Annotated in this window: 17 protein-coding genes; 14 read left to right on the forward strand and 3 right to left on the reverse strand. The window is 61.5% G+C overall.

What is annotated here, in order from left to right; translation table 11 throughout:
* Window positions 1-99 precede the first annotated feature (99 nt).
* The 14 genes from IB248_RS14350 (at window position 100) to IB248_RS14415 (ending at window position 13,867) form a co-directional block, all read left to right on the forward strand.
* Window positions 100-660 (forward strand): F0F1 ATP synthase subunit delta, encoded by a 561-nt coding sequence (locus tag IB248_RS14350; RefSeq protein ID WP_018855734.1) that lies wholly within the window; start codon window positions 100-102, stop codon window positions 658-660.
* Entirely contained in the window at window positions 660-2,189 is a 1,530-nt protein-coding gene (gene atpA, locus IB248_RS14355) for a F0F1 ATP synthase subunit alpha (protein WP_007796947.1), read from the forward strand. The genes IB248_RS14350 and atpA overlap by 1 nt, the downstream gene beginning before the upstream one ends.
* Before the next feature lie 24 nt (window positions 2,190-2,213).
* The gene (locus tag IB248_RS14360; protein ID WP_018855733.1) at window positions 2,214-3,098 is read left to right on the forward strand and encodes a F0F1 ATP synthase subunit gamma; all 885 of its coding nucleotides are present in this window, start codon (window positions 2,214-2,216) and stop codon (window positions 3,096-3,098) included.
* Between the two features lie 24 nt (window positions 3,099-3,122).
* Window positions 3,123-4,568 carry a F0F1 ATP synthase subunit beta gene (gene atpD, locus IB248_RS14365; protein ID WP_018855732.1) on the forward strand — a complete coding sequence of 482 codons (1,446 nt, stop codon included), beginning with the start codon at window positions 3,123-3,125 and terminating at the stop codon, window positions 4,566-4,568.
* Window positions 4,568-4,804, forward strand: a complete 237-nt coding sequence (locus IB248_RS14370; RefSeq protein ID WP_018855731.1) for a hypothetical protein — start codon at window positions 4,568-4,570, stop codon at window positions 4,802-4,804. The genes atpD and IB248_RS14370 overlap by 1 nt, the downstream gene beginning before the upstream one ends.
* Window positions 4,804-5,211, forward strand: coding sequence for a F0F1 ATP synthase subunit epsilon (locus tag IB248_RS14375; protein ID WP_018855730.1), 408 nt, complete (start codon window positions 4,804-4,806; stop codon window positions 5,209-5,211). The genes IB248_RS14370 and IB248_RS14375 overlap by 1 nt, the downstream gene beginning before the upstream one ends.
* A 137-nt stretch (window positions 5,212-5,348) precedes the next feature.
* Window positions 5,349-5,813, forward strand: coding sequence for a redox-sensitive transcriptional activator SoxR (gene soxR, locus IB248_RS14380; protein ID WP_018855729.1), 465 nt, complete (start codon window positions 5,349-5,351; stop codon window positions 5,811-5,813).
* Window positions 5,814-5,884: 71 nt separating this feature from the next.
* Entirely contained in the window at window positions 5,885-6,655 is a 771-nt protein-coding gene (locus IB248_RS14385) for an SDR family oxidoreductase (protein WP_018855728.1), read from the forward strand.
* A gap of 170 nt (window positions 6,656-6,825) precedes the next feature.
* Window positions 6,826-7,719, forward strand: coding sequence for a LysR family transcriptional regulator (locus IB248_RS14390; protein WP_018855726.1), 894 nt, complete (start codon window positions 6,826-6,828; stop codon window positions 7,717-7,719).
* Between the two features lie 169 nt (window positions 7,720-7,888).
* Complete coding sequence (locus tag IB248_RS14395; RefSeq protein WP_026371588.1) at window positions 7,889-8,368, forward strand: formate dehydrogenase subunit gamma; 480 nt, start codon at window positions 7,889-7,891, stop codon at window positions 8,366-8,368.
* Window positions 8,365-9,921, forward strand: coding sequence for an NADH-quinone oxidoreductase subunit NuoF (locus IB248_RS14400; RefSeq protein ID WP_169681383.1), 1,557 nt, complete (start codon window positions 8,365-8,367; stop codon window positions 9,919-9,921). Before IB248_RS14395 ends, IB248_RS14400 begins: the two co-directional genes overlap by 4 nt.
* A gap of 4 nt (window positions 9,922-9,925) precedes the next feature.
* Window positions 9,926-12,805: a formate dehydrogenase subunit alpha gene (fdhF, locus tag IB248_RS14405; RefSeq protein WP_025658212.1), complete on the forward strand. Its 2,880-nt coding sequence runs from the start codon at window positions 9,926-9,928 to the stop codon at window positions 12,803-12,805.
* The gene (gene fdhD, locus IB248_RS14410; RefSeq protein ID WP_169681381.1) at window positions 12,805-13,632 is read left to right on the forward strand and encodes a formate dehydrogenase accessory sulfurtransferase FdhD; all 828 of its coding nucleotides are present in this window, start codon (window positions 12,805-12,807) and stop codon (window positions 13,630-13,632) included. The genes fdhF and fdhD overlap by 1 nt, the downstream gene beginning before the upstream one ends.
* Window positions 13,622-13,867 (forward strand): formate dehydrogenase subunit delta, encoded by a 246-nt coding sequence (locus IB248_RS14415; RefSeq protein ID WP_169681378.1) that lies wholly within the window; start codon window positions 13,622-13,624, stop codon window positions 13,865-13,867. Before fdhD ends, IB248_RS14415 begins: the two co-directional genes overlap by 11 nt.
* Window positions 13,868-14,009: 142 nt before the next feature.
* Here IB248_RS14415 and IB248_RS14420 read toward each other — a convergent pair whose 3' ends face one another.
* The 3 genes from IB248_RS14420 to rocD form a co-directional block, all read right to left on the reverse strand.
* Window positions 14,010-14,486: a chemotaxis protein CheW gene (locus IB248_RS14420; RefSeq protein ID WP_007796914.1), complete on the reverse strand. Its 477-nt coding sequence runs from the start codon at window positions 14,484-14,486 to the stop codon at window positions 14,010-14,012.
* A 174-nt stretch (window positions 14,487-14,660) separates the two neighbouring features.
* Window positions 14,661-15,419 carry a glycerophosphodiester phosphodiesterase family protein gene (locus IB248_RS14425; RefSeq protein ID WP_169681377.1) on the reverse strand — a complete coding sequence of 253 codons (759 nt, stop codon included), beginning with the start codon at window positions 15,417-15,419 and terminating at the stop codon, window positions 14,661-14,663.
* Between the two features lie 99 nt (window positions 15,420-15,518).
* Complete coding sequence (gene rocD, locus IB248_RS14430; RefSeq protein ID WP_018855719.1) at window positions 15,519-16,718, reverse strand: ornithine--oxo-acid transaminase; 1,200 nt, start codon at window positions 16,716-16,718, stop codon at window positions 15,519-15,521.

Raw genomic sequence — 16,718 nt, forward strand, 5'->3', positions numbered from 1 at the left:
TCTTGCGATTTCTGGGGGAAATCATAACGAATTCAAGATCCTAGGTCAGGCGCCCGCCGGGGACCGGATTTTGAGTTGAAATCAGGGAAATTTGGGCCAGTGGCAGACACATCCCAGCTTACTTCTGGTGTTGCAGAGCGCTATGCCTCGTCGCTGTTCGAGTTGGCGCTTGAGCAGGGCGCAGTCGAAAGCGTCACCAAGGACCTCGACCGGTTCCAGGCGATGCTCGACGAGAGCGGCGACCTGAAGCGTTTTGTTTCGAGCCCTGTTTTTTCGGCCGACGATCAGCTCAAGGCGATTGTCGCCATCAGCGAGAAGGCTGGTATCAGCGGCTTCTTCGCGAACTTTCTGAAGGTCGTGGCGCGTAACCGCCGCCTCTTTGCTCTCCCGGGCATGATCAGGGCCTTCCGCATCATCGCTGCAAACCATCGCGGCGAAATTACTGCCGAGGTTACCTCGGCCCATGCGCTGACTGCGGCGCAGGAAACTGAATTGAAGGCGGCGCTCAAGGGCGTCACCGGCAAAGACGTGGCGATTGCTGTCACGATCGATCCGTCAATTCTTGGTGGTCTGATCGTGAAGGTCGGGTCCCGTCAGATTGATACGTCTCTTCGTACGAAACTCTCTACCCTTAAGCTTGCATTGAAAGAGGTCGGCTGATGGATATCCGCGCGGCGGAAATTTCCGCAATTCTCAAAGACCAGATCAAAAACTTCGGCAAAGAGGCAGAAGTCTCGGAAGTCGGTCAGGTTCTCTCCGTCGGTGACGGTATCGCTCGCGTTTACGGTCTGGACAATGTTCAGGCAGGCGAAATGGTCGAGTTCCCCGGCGGCATCCGTGGCATGGCGCTGAACCTGGAATCGGACAACGTCGGTGTTGTTATTTTCGGTTCGGACCGCGACATCAAGGAAGGCGACACCGTCAAGCGGACCGGCGCCATCGTTGACGTTCCGGTTGGTCCGGAACTGCTCGGCCGCGTTGTCGACGCTCTCGGCAACCCGATCGACGGCAAGGGCCCGATCAATTCGACCCGCCGCGCGCGCGTCGACGTCAAGGCTCCGGGCATCATTCCACGCAAGTCGGTTCATGAGCCGATGTCGACCGGCCTCAAGGCCATCGACGCGCTCATCCCGGTCGGTCGTGGCCAGCGCGAGCTCGTCATCGGCGACCGCCAGACCGGCAAGACCGCGATCATTCTCGACACGATCCTGAACCAGAAGGCCATCCACGACAACGGCCCGGACAGCGAGAAGCTGTTCTGCGTCTACGTCGCTATCGGCCAGAAGCGTTCGACCGTTGCCCAGTTCGTCAAGGTTCTCGAAGAACGCGGCGCAATGAAGTACTCGATCGTCGTTGCCGCGACCGCTTCCGATCCGGCTCCGATGCAGTACCTGGCGCCGTTCGCTGGTTGCACGATGGGCGAATACTTCCGTGACAACGGTCAGCACGCGCTGATCGGTTACGACGACCTGTCCAAGCAGGCTGTTGCTTACCGCCAGATGTCGCTGCTGCTGCGCCGCCCGCCGGGCCGCGAAGCTTACCCGGGCGACGTTTTCTATCTGCATTCGCGTCTCCTCGAGCGCGCTGCAAAGCTCTCCGACGAAAAGGGCGCTGGCTCTCTGACGGCTCTGCCTGTCATCGAAACCCAGGGCAACGACGTTTCGGCGTTCATTCCGACCAACGTGATCTCGATCACCGACGGCCAGATCTTCCTCGAAACCGACCTGTTCTATCAGGGTATCCGTCCGGCCGTTAACGTCGGTCTGTCGGTTTCGCGCGTCGGCTCCGCCGCGCAGGTCAAGGCGATGAAGCAGGTTGCCGGCTCGATCAAGGGCGAACTCGCCCAGTATCGCGAAATGGCCGCCTTCGCTCAGTTCGGCTCCGACCTCGACGCCTCGACGCAGCGCCTGCTGAACCGCGGTGCGCGCCTGACCGAACTCCTGAAGCAGCCGCAGTTCTCGCCGCTGAAGACGGAAGAGCAGGTCGCGGTGATCTTCGCTGGCGTCAACGGCTATCTCGACAAGATCCCGGTCGCACAGGTCGGCAAGTTCGAACAGGGCCTGCTGTCGTACCTTCGCTCGGAAGGCTCGGCTATCCTCGACACGATCCGTACGGACAAGGCAATCAGCGACGATACGAAGGGCAAGCTCACGGCTGCCATCGATAGCTTCGCGAAGTCCTTCGCCTAATCGGACCCAAAGGACGGATAACGGATGCCTTCACTTAAGGATCTGAAAAACCGGATCGCCTCCGTCAAGGCGACGCAGAAGATCACCAAGGCGATGAAAATGGTCGCCGCGGCGAAGCTTCGGCGTGCCCAGGAGGCGGCCGAGGCCGCCCGTCCGTACTCGCAGCGCATGGGTGCCGTTCTGGCAAACATCGCCGGTGCGATGACGGAGGCCGACGGTGCGCCGGCGCTGATGACCGGCAACGGCAAGGACCAGGTTCACTTGCTGGTCGTCTGCACCGCCGAACGCGGCTTGTGCGGCGGCTTCAACTCGCAGATCTCGCGTTTTGCGCGCGATCACGCTCGCAGGCTTCTCGCTGAAGGCAAGACCGTCAAGATCTTTACCGTCGGCAAGAAGGGCTACGACGTTCTGCGCCGCGAATTCGCTTCGCTCATCGTCGAGCGCAAGGAATTGCGTGATGTGAAGAAGGTCGGTTTCGAGAATGCCGACCAGATCGGCAAGCGCATCATCGACATGTTCGAAGCCGATGAGTTCGACGTCTGCACGTTGTTCTACTCCGAATTCAAGTCGGTCATCTCGCAGGTTCCGACGGCACAGCAGCTCATCCCCGCATCGGCCCCCACGGCTGTTGCAGAGGATGCGGAGCACGCCGGCGCAGTCTACGAGTATGAGCCGGATCCGGCATCGATCCTCGAGGATCTGATCCCGCGCAATATTTCCGTCCAGATCTTCCGCGCGCTCCTTGAGAACGTCGCCGGTGAAATGGGCGCCAAGATGAGCGCGATGGACAATGCAACGCGCAACGCTGGTGAAATGATCAACAAGCTGACGCTCAACTACAACCGTCAGCGTCAGGCTCAGATCACCAAGGAACTCATTGAAATCATTTCGGGCGCGGAAGCGCTCTGAGGTTAGGGAAAAGAGGGTAAGAAGATGGCTAAGGCAGCTACCCCCAAGACTGCGGCAGGCTCTGCCGGCAAGGTCACGCAGGTTATCGGCGCCGTCGTGGACGTTGCTTTCGAAGGCGAACTGCCGGCGATTTTGAACGCGCTTGAAACGAGCAACGGCGGCAACCGCCTGGTTCTCGAAGTAGCGCAGCACCTCGGCGAGAACGAAGTTCGCACGATCGCCATGGACTCGACCGAAGGTCTGGTTCGCGGTCAGGCGGTTTCTGACACCGGTGCTCCGATTGCCGTTCCGGTTGGTCCGGAAACGCTCGGCCGTATCATGAACGTCATCGGCGAGCCGGTCGACGAAGCAGGTCCGTTGGTCACCGCTTCCAAGCGCGCTATCCACCAGGACGCTCCGGCTTACGTCGATCAGTCGACGGAAGCACAGATCCTCGTCACCGGCATCAAGGTCGTCGACCTTCTCGCTCCTTACGCAAAGGGCGGCAAGATCGGCCTCTTCGGCGGCGCAGGCGTCGGCAAGACCGTTCTCATCATGGAACTGATCAACAACGTCGCCAAGGCGCACGGTGGTTACTCGGTATTCGCCGGCGTGGGTGAGCGTACCCGCGAAGGTAACGACCTCTACCACGAGATGATCGAATCCGGCGTTAACAAGCACGGCGGCGGCGAAGGCTCCAAGGCCGCTCTCGTTTACGGCCAGATGAACGAACCGCCGGGCGCCCGCGCTCGCGTCGCTCTCACCGGTCTGACGGTTGCTGAAAACTTCCGCGACCAGGGCCAGGACGTTCTGTTCTTCGTCGACAACATCTTCCGCTTCACGCAGGCAGGTTCCGAAGTGTCGGCTCTGCTCGGCCGCATTCCTTCGGCCGTTGGCTACCAGCCGACGCTCGCAACGGACATGGGCCAGATGCAGGAGCGCATCACGACCACGACGACCGGCTCGATCACCTCGGTTCAGGCCATTTACGTTCCGGCCGACGACTTGACCGACCCGGCTCCGGCAACCTCGTTCGCCCACCTGGACGCAACGACCGTTCTGTCGCGCTCGATCGCTGAAAAGGGTATCTACCCGGCGGTCGACCCGCTCGACTCCACGTCGCGCATGCTCGACCCGATCGTTGTCGGCGAAGAGCACTACGAAGTGGCTCGTAAGGTTCAGTCGACGCTGCAGCGCTACAAGGCCCTGCAGGACATCATCGCCATCCTGGGCATGGACGAACTGTCCGAAGAGGACAAGCTGGCCGTTGCCCGCGCCCGTAAGATCGAGCGCTTCCTGTCGCAGCCGTTCTTCGTTGCCGAAGTCTTCACCGGTTCGCCGGGCAAGCTGGTCGCCCTCGAAGACACGATCAAGGGCTTCAAGGGCCTCGTCAACGGCGAATACGACCACCTGCCGGAAGCTGCCTTCTACATGGTTGGCTCGATCGACGAAGCCATCGAGAAGGCCAAGAAGCTGTCCGCAGCTGCCTGATGAGCGACGCTCTTAACGAGATCTTCTGCTGCGACGCCCTTCGGGAAGTCGCAGCAGAGCTTCCTGCCCCGGCCGCACCGACGATCTACAGATCGAACGACGGCAAGATGATGATGGTGGTAGGACTGATCCAGACCGAGGAAGGTCTTGGATATCTCGATCAGGCGATAGCACATTGCCCGTTCTGCGGGACGAACTTGCAAGATACAGAAGCCGCCGAGAAGGTAAGTCACTGATGGCTGACAATTTCAATTTTGAACTCGTGTCTCCCGAGCGCCTGCTCCTTTCGGAGATGGTGACCGAAGTTGTCATTCCGGCAACCGACGGCGAGATGACGGTTATGGCGAACCACGCCCCGACGATGACGACCATCAAGCCCGGCATCGTCAGCGTTCGTTTCGCCAATGGCTCGAAGCAGGACTACGTGGTTTTCGGCGGTTTCGCCGATATTCTGCCGACCGGCTGCACGCTGCTGGCTGAATCCGCGGTCATCGTTCAGGATCTCTCCAAGGACGAGCTGACGCTTCGCATCGAAGCGGCGAAGCGCGAGATCGAAGACGCCGTGCATCATGAGCACAAGTCGCGCCTGGAACACTACATCATGGAACTGACGCACCTGCAGGGTGTGATCGACCAGGATTGATCTACGCCAACGTCCGGCGTTTTGAAGCGGCCTTCGGGCCGCATTTTTCTTTTCTGCCGTCTGTCCTCGCCACGATGTAGGCTTCCGATCGCGAAGCACTCGGCTATAGTACCTCAAGTTAACTTGAGGCTGAGACTGTGGAAGAAGGCTCCAGCAATCCATTCAGGAAGCTGCTGTCCATCGGCGAAGTTGCCGAGCGCAGCGGCCTTGCCGTCTCTGCACTACACTTCTACGAAGCAAAGGGCCTCATCTCGAGTATCCGCTCTCGTGGCAATCAACGCCGGTTCGGTCGCGACGTGCTCCGCCGTCTCGGCATCATCAAGGTGGCGCAGCGCGTGGGCATTCCGTTGGCGGAGATCCAGGCCGCTTTCGATACGCTGCCGCAGGGCCGCACGCCGACTGCTACGGATTGGCAGCGCCTGTCGGCCCTCTGGAAGGACGATCTCGATGCCCGCATCCATCGCCTCGTTGCTTTGCGCGACAGGTTGACGGATTGCATTGGCTGTGGTTGCCTCTCGGTTGAAAGCTGCCCGCTGCGCAATCCATATGATCGGCTAGCCAGAGATGGGCCGGGTCCGCGCCTGCTGGAAACCGACGACTAGGCAGCGCTCCCCGCGCGGCATCAGAACAATGCAAGAGCTGCAAACAGCTCGCTCACGCTGTGGAGGACTGGATGTTTCACCCCAAGCTGTTCGAAAACCGCAACGTGGTTGTCACCGGTGGCGGTCGCGGCATCGGCCTGGAGGTGGCGCGGCAGTTTCTCAACTGCGGAGCGAGGGTATTGGTGCACCTCGGGCGCAGCGCCGCGCGCGATTTGCCGGATTTCCTGCTGACGGCGGAGGAAGACCGGCGAGCTTTTCTCGTTACCGCCGATTTTTCGACACAGGGCGGCACCAGCGCGTTTGCCGAAAAAGCCCTCGCAACGTTCGACCGGATCCACGTGCTGGTCAACAACGCCGGCACCATGGTCGGTCGCTTTCCGGCCGGTGCGCTGACCGACGAACAATACGAAGTGATCGTACGGCTGAACCAGACGTCGGTTGTGGAAGTGACGCGTGGGCTCCTGCCGGCGCTCCGCGCATCGCAGGAAGCGTCGATCGTCAACACGGTCTCGATTTCCGCGCTGACGGGCGGAAGTCCCGGTTCGGCGATCTATTCGGCGTCGAAAGCCTTCGTCGCGACCTATTCGAAGGCGCTGGCAAGGGAACTCGCACCCGACAACATTCGCGTCAACTGCGTGTCGCCGGGAACGATCGAGACCGACTTTCACCAACGGTACTCGTCGCCGGAAAAGCTGGAACAGGCTCGCAAGACCATTCCCTTGCAGCGATTGGGGACCTCGGAAGATTGCGCCCCCGCCTATCTCTTCCTTTCGGCGCCTTCTCTATCCGGCTACATCACCGGGCAGGTGCTGGAGATCAATGGTGGCCAGCTCATCTGCTGACGAGGGGCCCTTCTGGAGGTGTTCTCCCAGCGTCGCTCATTCGGACACGACCTTGCTGCTGCATTTTTCGTTCGCGACGGTTTCGAGAACGTAAGGCAGTTAACCGACCTTGCGGAGCGCTTTCCCGAGCGTGAAAATGACGCTGTGCTGCAATTCGGTGCGGAGGCCGGATGATCGACAAGTTGGAATTCTTTATCGCGCTCGCCAACGAGAAGCACTTCGGCCGGGCCGCGGAAGAGTGCGGCATTTCGCAGCCGACGTTATCTGCCGCCATTCGTCAGCTCGAGGATCAGCTTGGCGTCATGCTGGTGCAGCGCGGCTCGCGTTTCCAGGGGTTAACGCCCGAGGGACAGCGGGTGCTCGAATGGGCGCGGCGCATCGTCGGCGATGCCCGCACGATGCGCCAGGAGATGCGGGCGGCGCGTACGGGCCTTTCGGGACATATAAAGATTGCGGCAATCCCGACGGCGTTGGCCATGCTGCCGCGCATTACGACGCCGTTTCAGGAGCGCCATCCGGATGTGACCTTTTCGATTGTGTCGCGCAATTCGCTGCAAGTGCTGAGCATGCTGGAGAATCTCGAGATCGATGCCGGCATCACCTATCTGGAAAACGAGCCGCTCGGGCGGGTAACCAGCGTGCCGCTCTATGCCGAGCACTACAATCTCATTACCGCCGCCGGCAGCCCTCTTTCGGAGCGCGACAGCGTCACCTGGAAGGAAGTGGGCGATCTTCGGCTTTGTCTATTGACTGCGGACATGCAAAACCGCCGTATCATCAACCAGCATCTGGCCGAAGTGGGCGTCACGGCGCATCCGACGCTCGAATCGAATTCGATGATCGTGCTCTTCTCGCACGTCCGAACCGGGCGATGGGCCAGCATCATGCCCCGCAATGTCGCGAAATCCTTCGGCTTTCCGGCCGAAATACGGATGATCCCGATCACCGAGCCGCGGGCACATCATCTTGTTGGTCTGGTTGCGACGCATCGTGAACCGTTCACGCCATTGGTTTCCGCCTTGCTGCATGAGGCTCGGATTCTCGCTGAAGACCCCGATTCTTGATAGGAATCTTCTATCGATTGACGGAACAGCATTATTGATCGCTTCGTCCATCCCTGAGAAAGTTCTATAATGAACGGACGCGAGCGGTTCTGTCGGCCATAGGGTTCTGAGGAAAGCCCGCCTGCCCAGGCCCGCGACGCGCAATGTGCAGGCCGTGGGAGGGCTGCTGATGAATATCCATGTCGCCAAAGGCGATATCGCAACGCGCACCATCGCGATCATCGATCAACTCAAGCATCTCGAAGGTCCGCTTCTGCCGATCCTGCACGAGATCCAGGATGAGTTCGGCCATGTGCCGCAAGAAGCGCTGCCCGTCATCGCGAAGGAGCTCAATCTCTCGCGTGCAGAGGTGCACGGCGTTGTTACCTTTTACCACGATTATCGCGACCATCCCGCTGGCCGGCATGTGCTGAGGCTCTGTCGTGCCGAGGCCTGCCAATCGATGGGAGGCGATGCGCTTGCCGAACGCGTCAAGGCGCTGCTGGGCATCGACTGGCACGGTACGACGCCGGATGGAGCGATTACCCTCGAGCCCGTCTTCTGTCTGGGGCTCTGTTCCTGCTCCCCGTCCGCGATGATGGATGGCGAGGTTCATGGCCGGGTGGATGCCGCCGATCTCGAGGCGCTGATTTCGGAGGCACGCCGATGACCGTCCGGATCTATGTTCCCTGCGACGCCGCGGCCATGGCATTGGGCGCCGAGCATGTGGCCAAGGCGATCTCCGAGCAGATTGTGGCGCGCGGCCTCGACGCCAAGATCGTGCGCAATGGCTCGCGCGGCATGCATTGGCTGGAGCCGCTGGTCGAGGTTGAGGTCTCGGGCAAGCGCATCGGCTATGGGCCTGTGAAGGCAAAGGACGTCGTTTCGCTGTTTGATGCCGGATTGATTACCGGCGCCGATCATCCCCTCTGTCTTGGCGAGGTCGAGGAACTTCCGTTCCTCAAGCGTCAGACGCGCCTGACCTTCGCCCGCTGCGGCATCACCGATCCGCTTTCCCTTGATGACTATGAGGCTCACGGCGGCCTCGCCGGCTTGCGTCGCGCGGTTTCGATGTCGCCCGCCGATGTCGTCAAGGAAGTCACCGATTCCGGCCTGCGTGGCCGCGGTGGCGCAGGTTTCCCGACGGGCATCAAGTGGAAGACGGTGCTCGACGCTCCCGGTGATCGCAAATACATCGTCTGCAATGCCGATGAGGGCGACAGCGGCACCTTTGCCGACCGAATGATCATGGAAGGCGATCCCTTCGTGCTGATAGAAGGCATGGCGATCGCGGGCCTTGCATCGGGCGCGAAGAAGGGCTTCATCTATACCCGCTCGGAATATCCGCATGCGATCGCGGCGATGAGCCGGGCGATCGATATTGCCCGCAGCGCCGGCATTCTCGGCACGTCGGTTCTGGGCTCTGGCAAGGCTTTCGACATGGAAGTCCGCACCGGCGCGGGCGCGTATGTCTGCGGCGAGGAGACGGCGCTTCTCAACAGCCTCGAAGGCAAGCGTGGTATCGTCCGTGCCAAGCCACCTCTGCCGGCCCACAAGGGCCTCTTCGACTGTCCGACCGTCATCAACAATGTCATTTCGCTCGCTTCCGTGCCCGTGATCATGGACAAGGGGGCGGCCTATTACCGCGACTTCGGCCTCGGCCGGTCGCGCGGAACCATTCCGATCCAGATCGCCGGCAATGTGAAGCATGGCGGTCTGTTCGAGACGGCTTTCGGCATTTCGCTTGGCGACCTGGTCGATGACATTGCCGGCGGAACGGCATCCGGGCGGCCGGTGAAGGCGGTTCAGGTCGGCGGTCCCCTCGGCGCCTATTTCCCGCGCTCCCTGTTCGACACGCCATTCGACTACGAGGCTTTCGCTGCCAAGGACGGACTGATCGGCCATGCCGGTATCGTCGTCTTCGACGAGAGTGCTGACATGCTGAAGCAGGCCCGGTTCGCAATGGAATTCTGCGCCGTCGAAAGCTGCGGCAAGTGCACGCCCTGCCGCATCGGCTCGACGCGCGGCGTCGAAACGGCGGACAAGATCGCCCGCGGCATCGAGCCGGAGAAGAACCGCGAGCTGCTTGCCGATCTCTGCAACACCATGAAATTCGGGTCGCTCTGCGCGCTCGGGGGCTTCACGCCCTATCCGGTCATGAGCGCCATGACGCATTTCCCCGAAGATTTCGTTCCCACACCTCTTATCGAAGCGGCGGAGTAAGACCATGCCTCTCGTCCACGAAATAGACTACGGCACGCCGGCCTCGACCTCCGAAACCATGGTGACGCTCACCATTGATGGTAACCAGGTGACGGTGCCGGAGGGAACATCCGTCATGCGCGCGTCGATGGACGCGGGCATCGAGATTCCGAAGCTCTGCGCCACCGACATGATGGATGCCTTCGGCTCCTGTCGGCTCTGCCTGGTCGAGATTGAGGGGCGGGCGGGTCTCCCTGCGTCCTGCACGACGCCGGTTGCACCTGATATGGTTGTTTCGACACAGACGAACCGGCTGAAGGATGTCCGCAAGGGCGTGATGGAGCTCTACATCTCCGACCATCCGCTCGACTGTCTGACCTGTGCGGCCAACGGCGATTGCGAGCTTCAGGACATGGCGGGCGCCGTCGGTCTCCGCGACGTGCGTTATGGCTATGATGGCGACAATCACGTCAAGGCACGCAACAACGGCGATCTCAATCTCAAATGGGCGCCGAAGGACGAGTCCAATCCTTACTTCACCTTCGATCCGGCCAAATGCATCGTCTGTTCGCGCTGCGTGCGCGCTTGCGAGGAAGTGCAGGGCACCTTCGCGCTGACCATTGAAGGCCGCGGCTTCGATTCACGTGTTTCAGCCGGAATGCATGAGGACTTCGTCTCGTCCGAATGTGTTTCCTGCGGCGCCTGCGTGCAGGCCTGCCCGACAGCGACGCTGATCGAAAAGTCGGTAATCGAGATCGGCCAGCCGGAGCATTCCGTTGTCACCACCTGCGCCTATTGCGGCGTCGGCTGTTCCTTCAAGGCGGAGATGCGCGGCGAAGAACTGGTGCGCATGGTGCCCTGGAAGGACGGACAGGCGAACCGCGGCCATTCCTGCGTCAAGGGCCGCTTCGCCTACGGCTATTCCAGCCACAAGGACCGCATCCTCAATCCGATGATCCGCGAGAAGATCACCGACCCCTGGCGCGAAGTGACTTGGGACGAGGCCTTCGCGCATGTCGCCTCGGAATTCCGCCGCATCCAGTATCAGTATGGCCGCGACTCGGTCGGCGGCATCACGTCGTCTCGCTGCACAAATGAGGAAACCTATCTGGTGCAGAAGCTAGTGCGCGCCGGCTTCCGCAACAACAACGTCGACACCTGCGCCCGCGTTTGCCATTCGCCGACCGGCTACGGTCTCGGCCAGGCCTTCGGCACGTCGGCCGGCACGCAGGACTTCGACAGCGTCGAGAAAAGCGATGTCGTCGTCATCATCGGCGCCAATCCGACCGATGGACACCCGGTCTTTGCCTCGCGCCTGAAGAAGCGGTTGAGGCAGGGCGCCAAGCTAATCGTCATCGACCCGCGCCGCACTGACATCGTGCGTTCGCCGCATGTCGAAGCCTCCTATCACCTGCCGCTGAAGCCCGGCACCAACGTCGCGATCCTGACGTCGCTCGCGCATGTCATCGTGACCGAGGGGCTGTTTGACGAAGCCTTCATTCGCGAACGCTGCGACTGGTCAGAGTTCGAGGATTGGGCAAGCTTTGTCGCCGAGCCGCATCATAGCCCCGAAGCATCGGAGAGGTTCACCGGCGTTCCAGCCGATTTCGTGCGCGGCGCGGCGCGTCTCTACGCCACCGGCGGCAACGGCGCGATCTACTATGGCCTCGGCGTTACCGAGCATAGCCAGGGTTCGACCACTGTCATGGCGATCGCCAACCTCGCCATGGTCACCGGCAATATCGGTCGCCCCGGCGTTGGCGTGAACCCGCTGCGTGGCCAGAACAACGTGCAGGGCTCCTGCGACATGGGCTCCTTCCCGCATGAGCTGCCCGGCTATCGCCACATCTCAGACGACGCGACGCGCGACATCTTCGAGAAGTTGTGGGGCGTCAAGATCAGCAACGAGCCGGGTCTGCGCATTCCGAATATGCTGGATGCAGCGGTCGACGGATCGTTCAAGGGCCTCTACGTCCAGGGTGAAGACATCCTGCAGTCCGACCCCGATACCAAGCACGTCGCGGCCGGCCTCGCCGCCATGGAATGCGTCGTCGTGCACGACCTCTTCCTGAACGAGACGGCGAACTACGCGCATGTCTTCCTGCCGGGGTCCAGCTTCCTTGAGAAGGACGGTACCTTCACCAATGCCGAGCGCCGCATCAACCGTGTTCGCAAGGTCATGAGTCCCCGCAACGGCTATGCCGATTGGGAGGTGACGCAAAAGATGGCGCAGGCCATGGGCCTTCCCTGGAACTACACGCATCCTTCGGAGATCATGGACGAGATCGCCGCAACGACGCCAAGCTTCGCGCTGGTCTCCTACGACTATCTTGACAAGGTGGGCTCCGTGCAGTGGCCCTGCAATGAGGCACATCCATTGGGCTCGCCAATCATGCATGTCGACGGCTTCGTCCGCGGCAAGGGCAAGTTCATCCGCACGGAATATGTCGCGACCGATGAGCGGACGGGACCGCGCTTCCCGCTGCTGCTGACGACCGGGCGCATTCTCAGCCAGTACAATGTCGGCGCCCAGACGCGCCGCACCGAAAATGTCGTCTGGCATTCCGAAGACCGGTTGGAGGTCCATCCGCACGATGCCGAACAGCGCGGCATTCGCGATGGCGATTGGGTGAAGCTGATGAGCCGCTCGGGCGACACCACCTTGCGTGCGCTGATCACCGATCGCGTCGCGCCCGGCGTCGTCTACACGACCTTCCACCATCCGGACACGCAGGCGAATGTCATCACCACCGACTTCTCCGACTGGGCGACGAACTGCCCGGAATACAAGGTGACGGCGGTGCAGGTCTCGCCTTCCAACGGCCCGACCGATTGGCAGCGCGACTATGACGAGCAGGCACGCCAAAGCCGCCGCATCGTTGGCAAACTGGAGCCTGCCGAGTGATGAGCGACCGCCCGACCCGCCTTGCCGTGAAGCGCGCCGCCCGCAGCGGCGGCGTCGTCATGCCCGGCGAGCGGATCGTTCCGGAGGAGGTGCCGATCGCCTTTTCCTATGGTGGCAGCACGCATGCGGTGATGATGGGAACGCCCGGCAATCTCGAGGATTTCGCCATCGGCTTCAGCCTGACGGAAGGGATCATCTCCGACATCGGGCAGATCGCTGCAATTGAGATTGTCAATGGCAAGAAGGGCATTGACGTCCAGATCTCTCTCGTTGACGAGGTCGCCGCCGCGTTGACAGCCCGCCGACGCAGCATGGCCGGACCGGTCGGCTGCGGGCTCTGCGGCATCGAGTCGATCGAACAGGCCGTTCGCAAGGTTCCTGACGTCGCCGATGTGTCGCTTCAAGTCACTCATCGCGATATCGTTCAGGCCATCTCGCTGCTGAACGGTGCGCAGCCGCTGCATCGCGAGACGCGCGCCGTGCACGGCGCCGGCTTCTATGTGCCGGGCAAGGGACTGCTGGCGGTGCGCGAGGATGTGGGCCGGCACAATGCGCTCGACAAGCTGTGTGGCGCGATCACTCGGCAACGGCAATCCGGCGCGGCAGGCATTGTCGCCGTTACCAGCCGCCTGTCCGTCGAGATGGTGCAGAAGGCGGCAATCCTCGGCGCCTCCGTCCTCGTTGCCATTTCCGCACCGACTGCTCTCGCAATTCGTACCGCCGAAGAGGCCGGCATGACCCTCGTCGCCCTGGTGCGAGGCGAGGACTTCGAGATTTTCACGCATCCGCACCGCATTCATCCGGGAAGCATATCCGATGTCGCATGATACGCAGTCCAAGCTCGTCTATATGGCCAACCAGATCGCGACCTTCTTCAAGACCCAGCCGGAGAGCGAAGCCGCGCAGGGCGTGGCGACGCATATCAACAAGTTCTGGGAACCGCGCATGCGGCGGCAGTTGTTCGAGATCATGGAGCGGGAGGGCAATGGCCTCAGTCCGCTGGTTGTCCAAGCCGCGCCCTTGATCAAACGGCCTGAGCCGGCGGCCAGCGCCCCCCAGTAGGATCTCGAACAGCAGCGTCAGCGCTGACGTATCGACGCCAGCGTCCGCGTCCGGCCAGTCTGCGACCACAGTTCTCCTGCTACTGCAGCATCAACAAAAAGCCGCCCTCCAGGCGGCTTTTTATCTGGGTAAAGAGCCGATATCAGGCGGCGAGATCGTCCGTCTCGCTTTCCTTGAACATCTTGGCGAGGTTCAGGAAGCAGATCATGCCGTTCTCCGAGGCGATGATACCCTCGCAGAAGGCGCGATCGAAGGAAGCGGTGACTTCAGGAACCGGCTGTACCTGGCTGGAGGAGATCGTGAGGATGTCCGAGACGCGGTCGACCAGCATGCCGATGACCATGTTGTGGACTTCGGCCACGACGATGGCGCTGCGCTCGTTGGCGACCGTGCTCTTCATGCCGAGCTTGAAGGCGAGGTCTATGATCGGGATCACCGAGCCGCGCAGGTTCATTACGCCGATGACATCGGCTGGCGCGTGCGGGATCGGTGTCGACGGGGCCCAGCCGCGGATTTCGCGGATCGTCGTGGTTTTTACGCAGAATTCCTGATCGTGAAGTCTGAAGGCAATGATCTCGAGCGTATCGCCGCTGAAATTCGTGGAATTGATTGTAGCCATAAGTATTGTCCCAACCGCCAAAAGCCAGGGCAGAAGCAACCGCGCCACCATTGGCGCGGATCGACTTGCCTTCAAACCGTGCGCGCTCGTCCCGTGGATGAGTATCGATACGGTTACTCCGGACCTTAATCGAAGAGTATTGCCCAAATCTAAATTGGGGCCGCTGATTTTTGGTCAGGTGGAAACGGTAGGCCGCGTCATCATTCGTGGATCGTCAAGCAGGATGGCGTCCGGTTTGATGGCAAGGATGCGCTCGAGGCCGTACTGGTCGACCTGGCCCACCGGAAAGGGTGGGTATTCCGGCAGTGCGATCGAACGAGGCTGCCCAACCATGACAGCGACGCGCATCCCCGCCTCACGAACGGTGTCAGACACAGCTGGAGTGGCCCACCCTTGCCACAACCTGAACCAGTCGGCTCCAGCTGCGCGCGCCGCATCAGCGCAGGCAGGATCCTCGAGAAAGGCTAGGATCGCGACGTCTTTCGACAAGCGGCGGGTGGTGTCGATCAGTGCGATACTGCGCAGTCCAATGAGCGCGCGTCGCATCGCACCGCGCTGCGCAACGTCGGAAATGATCTGCGCAATCTGACCCTCGTGGCTCAGCTTGATGTCCAACAGGATACCCAAAGGGTCAGACGCAGCCAAGGCATCACCAAGGGTCATTATGCTTGGCAGCAGGCTGCGCAATGTCGCCAGATCGAGGTCCGACACGGTTCGTGCGTCGCCGCAAAGCCGAGAAAGATCCGGATCGTGGACGCAAACAGGAACGCCATCCCGCGTCAACCGGACATCAGTCTCTATGGCGTCAACTCCGGCAGCCGCCGCAGCCTTGAAGGCAGAGATGCTGTTTTCCGCAGCCAGTGCTGCGCCCCCGCGATGGGCGATCGCAAGCGGGCGACGGTCCGGCGAGCGCTTCCATAAGCCAATGGCCATACATTCCCCTATAGAGAGCTCGACCAACTCGATCGGGCTCACCATAGGTTTCAAACGGCCGCTACACCAGTCGTTGTTTCGCAGCGATCTAGATGAGCACTAGGCCAGCGTCTTTTCGATCTGCTCGACCGCCCAGTCGACCTGGCTCTTGGTGATCACCAGCGGCGGGGCGAGGCGGATCGTGTTCTCGTGCGTGTCCTTGGCGAGCAGGCCGCGGTCCTTGAGGGTGTAGCAATACTGGCGGGCGCCACCGGCTTCAGGCACGAGTTCGACCGCCATCATCAGTCCGCGGCCGCGCACGTCCTTGACGATGTTGGAGCGGATGGAGCGCAGCCCTTCCTGGAAATAGTCGCCCATCTTGGCGGCGTTCTCGATCATGCCTTCCTCGGTCAGGACCTTGAGTGCCGCGCGCGCCACGGCGCAGGCAAGCGGGTTGCCGCCGAAGGTCGAGCCGTGCTGCCCCGGCTTCAGGACACCCAGCACTTCGGAATTGGAAAGGACCGCCGAGACCGGATAGAAGCCGCCGGAGAGCGCCTTGCCGATCAGCGTCACGTCGGCCTCGATCCCCTCATGCTCTTCCGCCAAAAGCTTACCAGTACGGCCGAGGCCGGTCTGGATCTCGTCGAGGATCAAGGTCACCTTGTGTTGAGTGCAGAGTTCCCGCACGCGCTTGAAATAGCCGGTTGGCGGGATGATGACGCCTGCTTCGCCCTGAATCGGCTCGATCAGCGCCGCAACCGTGTTTTCGTTGATGGCGGCGGCAAACGCGTCGGCGTCGCCGAAGGGGATCGTGCGGAAGCCGGGCGTGTAGGGACCGAAGCCGGTGCGGGCGTCCGGGTCCGTGGAGAAACTGATGATGCTCAGGGTCCGGCCATGGAAATTGTCGGCGCAGACGATGATCTCGGCCTTGCCCTCAGGCACGCCCTTCACCTCGTAGCCCCATTTGCGCACTGCCTTGATGGCGGTTTCAACGGCTTCGGCGCCCGAGTTCATCGGCAGGATCTTGTGCGAGCCGGTCAGCGCCGCGAGTTCCTCGTAGAGATGGGCGAGCTGGTCATTACGGAAGGCGCGGGAGGTCAGCGTCAGCTTGCCGGCCTGCTCGACCATCGCCGCCAGAATCTTGGGGTGGCAATGGCCCTGGTTCACCGCCGAATAGGCCGACAGGCAGTCGAGATACCGCTTGCCGTCGGTATCCCAGACATAGACGCCTTCGCCCCGGGTCAACACGACATCGAGCGGCTTGTAGTTGTGGGCGCCGAGGCGCTGTTCGGTGTCGATCAGGTTCTTCGAGTTGCTCAT

The organism is Rhizobium sp. RHZ01 (genome assembly GCF_014851595.1).
Lineage (GTDB): Bacteria > Pseudomonadota > Alphaproteobacteria > Rhizobiales > Rhizobiaceae > Rhizobium > Rhizobium altiplani.

Excerpts from the sequence above, each read along its gene's own strand:
- IB248_RS14390 (WP_018855726.1), top strand. The coding sequence starts at position 6,826 with ATGATCGACAAGTTGGAATTCTTTATCGCGCTCGCCAACGAGAAGCAC.
- IB248_RS14395 (WP_026371588.1), top strand. The coding sequence starts at position 7,889 with ATGAATATCCATGTCGCCAAAGGCGATATCGCAACGCGCACCATCGCG.
- IB248_RS14385 (WP_018855728.1), top strand. The coding sequence starts at position 5,885 with ATGTTTCACCCCAAGCTGTTCGAAAACCGCAACGTGGTTGTCACCGGT.
- IB248_RS14370 (WP_018855731.1), top strand. The coding sequence starts at position 4,568 with ATGAGCGACGCTCTTAACGAGATCTTCTGCTGCGACGCCCTTCGGGAA.
- atpA (WP_007796947.1), top strand. The coding sequence starts at position 660 with ATGGATATCCGCGCGGCGGAAATTTCCGCAATTCTCAAAGACCAGATC.
- IB248_RS14360 (WP_018855733.1), top strand. The coding sequence starts at position 2,214 with ATGCCTTCACTTAAGGATCTGAAAAACCGGATCGCCTCCGTCAAGGCG.
- fdhF (WP_025658212.1), top strand. The coding sequence starts at position 9,926 with ATGCCTCTCGTCCACGAAATAGACTACGGCACGCCGGCCTCGACCTCC.
- rocD (WP_018855719.1), bottom strand. The coding sequence starts at position 16,718 with ATGAGCAACTCGAAGAACCTGATCGACACCGAACAGCGCCTCGGCGCC.
- IB248_RS14415 (WP_169681378.1), top strand. The coding sequence starts at position 13,622 with ATGTCGCATGATACGCAGTCCAAGCTCGTCTATATGGCCAACCAGATC.
- IB248_RS14425 (WP_169681377.1), bottom strand. The coding sequence starts at position 15,419 with ATGGCCATTGGCTTATGGAAGCGCTCGCCGGACCGTCGCCCGCTTGCG.
- IB248_RS14375 (WP_018855730.1), top strand. The coding sequence starts at position 4,804 with ATGGCTGACAATTTCAATTTTGAACTCGTGTCTCCCGAGCGCCTGCTC.
- IB248_RS14420 (WP_007796914.1), bottom strand. The coding sequence starts at position 14,486 with ATGGCTACAATCAATTCCACGAATTTCAGCGGCGATACGCTCGAGATC.
- fdhD (WP_169681381.1), top strand. The coding sequence starts at position 12,805 with ATGAGCGACCGCCCGACCCGCCTTGCCGTGAAGCGCGCCGCCCGCAGC.
- IB248_RS14400 (WP_169681383.1), top strand. The coding sequence starts at position 8,365 with ATGACCGTCCGGATCTATGTTCCCTGCGACGCCGCGGCCATGGCATTG.
- atpD (WP_018855732.1), top strand. The coding sequence starts at position 3,123 with ATGGCTAAGGCAGCTACCCCCAAGACTGCGGCAGGCTCTGCCGGCAAG.